This window comes from Deferrisoma sp. (assembly GCF_054681715.1).
This window is the reverse complement of the sequence record NZ_BAAHFQ010000287.1, coordinates 1-2,046: the sequence shown is the minus strand read 5'-3', so window position 1 is coordinate 2,046 and position 2,046 is coordinate 1. Positions and strand designations below refer to the sequence as shown.

The 2,046-nt window shown below is 74.5% G+C and carries 1 protein-coding gene and 1 pseudogene; both read left to right on the top strand.

Annotated elements, in window-relative coordinates; all coding sequences use genetic code 11:
* Window positions 1–425: pseudogene (locus tag ACY0I8_RS17945) on the top strand (hypothetical protein); the annotation flags it as partial.
* A gap of 233 nt (window positions 426–658) precedes the next feature.
* Window positions 659–1,864, top strand: a complete 1,206-nt coding sequence (locus tag ACY0I8_RS17940) for a thiolase family protein (RefSeq protein WP_461395835.1) — start codon at window positions 659–661, stop codon at window positions 1,862–1,864.
* Window positions 1,865–2,046 lie beyond the last annotated feature (182 nt).

Genomic DNA, 2,046 nt, shown 5'->3' with positions numbered 1-2,046 from the left:
GCGCGCGGGTGCACCTGTGGCTCCCGGCGGCCGCTCCGGAGGGCGCCGAGGCCGCCGTGGCGGAAGGCCGGGTGCTCGTGATCGAGGCCGACCCCCAGGCCCGGCAGGTGCTCGCCCAGGGGCTCGGGCCCGGCTACGAGGCGGTGGCCCCGGAGGACCCGGAGGAGGCCCTGCGGCTCTGGCGCTGGGCCGGGCCGTGGGCCGGCTGCGTGGTGGAGCCCCAGGGGGCCGGGGGCCCCGCGTTCGTGGGGCGGCTCCTGGCCGTCGAAGGGCGGGCGCCGGTGCTCGTGTACACGGCCGGCCCGGCCTCGGACGCGGCGTTCTGGAAGCGCCTCGGGGCCGACGCCTGGGTCCCCAAGCCCGCCCGGGCCCGCACGATCCGCCAGCGCCTGGGCCGGTTGGCGGCGAGGCGGCCGGCCGGCTAGGCGGCTGGGCGGCCGGGCGGCTAGGCGGCTAGGCGGCTGGGCGGCGGGGCGGCTGGGCGGCTGGGCGGCTCTAGCGATGCCGGAAGGCTCGGTTTTGCGTCCTAACCTCCTAACGTCCTAACGTCCTAGCGTCCTAGCGTCCTAGCGTCCTAACGTCCCAACGTCCCAGCGTCCTAACGTCCTAACGTCCTAACGTCCTAACGCTCCATCCCAACGATCCAAGGAGTCATGCCATGCCCGTTCCCAAGACCGACCGCGACGCGGTGATCGTGAGCGCCGTGCGCACCCCCATCGGCAAGTTCGGGGGCGCCCTCAAGGACCTGCGGGCCCACCGGCTGGCCGCCCTCGTGATGGACGAGGCCCTCCGGCGGGCCGGCATCGCCGGGGCCGACCTCGATGAGGTGATCGCCGGCGAGTGCATCCAGTGCCCCGACGAGGCCAACACGGCGCGCACGGCGGCGCTCGCCGCCGGGATCCCCGTGGAGGTGCCGGCGTTCACCGTGCAAAAGCAGTGCTCCTCGTCCATGCAGGCCCTGGCCTCGGCCCGGCTCCTGGTGGCCGCGGGCGAGGGCGGGGCCGTGCTCGTCGTGGGCGTGGAGAGCATGTCGAACGCGCCCTACGTGCTCAAGACGGCCCGCTGGGGCCAGCGGCTCACCCACGGGGAGATGACCGACAGCCTCTGGGAGCTTCTGAACTCCGGGAGCCGGATCCTCGGCAACGAGATGATCATGGGGCTCACGGCCGAGAACCTGGCCGAGCGCCACGGCATCTCCCGGGCCGACCAGGACGAGGTGGCCCTGCGGAGCCACCGGAACGCCGAGGCCGCGATCCGGGAGGGCCGGTTCGCCGACGAGATCGTGCCGGTCACGATCCCGGGCCGGAAGGGCGACACCGTGGTGGACACCGACGAGCACCCCCGGTTCGGGCTCACGTCCGAGGACCTGGCGAAGCTCCCGCCCGTGTTCAAGAAGGACGGAACGGTCACGGCCGGGAACAGCTCGGGCCTCAACGACGGGGCGGCCGCGGCCGTGGTGATGAGCCGGGCCCGGGCCCGGGAGGTGGGCCTTGCGCCCCTGGGCCGCATCGTGGCCCAGACGAGCGCCGGGGTGCCGCCCGAGATCATGGGGTACGGCCCCGTGCCCGCCACCCGGAAGCTCCTGGAGCGCACCGGGGTCGCCCTCGGCGACATCGGCCTCGTGGAGCTCAACGAGGCCTTCGCGGCCCAGTACATGGCCTGCGAGCGCGACCTGGGCCTCGACCGCGACCGGGTCAACGTGAACGGAAGCGGCATCGGCCTGGGCCACCCCGTGGGGGCCACGGGCCTGCGGATCGTCGCAAGCCTTCTGTACGAGATGCGCCGCCGGGGCGTCGAGCTAGGGCTCGCGACCCTGTGCGTGGGCGGCGGCATGGGCATGGCCACCCTGGTGGAGGCGGAGTAGGGCCCTTTGTCTCCCTCTCCCTCCCCGGGGGGAGAGGGCCGGGGTGAGGGGGGCGTTGTTGTGACCCCCTCCCCCTGTCCCCCTCCCACCAGGGGAGGGGCAACGGCTTCGCGCCGCGGGCGATCGCGGTTTGTCTCCCTCTCCCCCCCCCGGGGGGAGAGGGCCGGGGTGAGGGGGGGGCG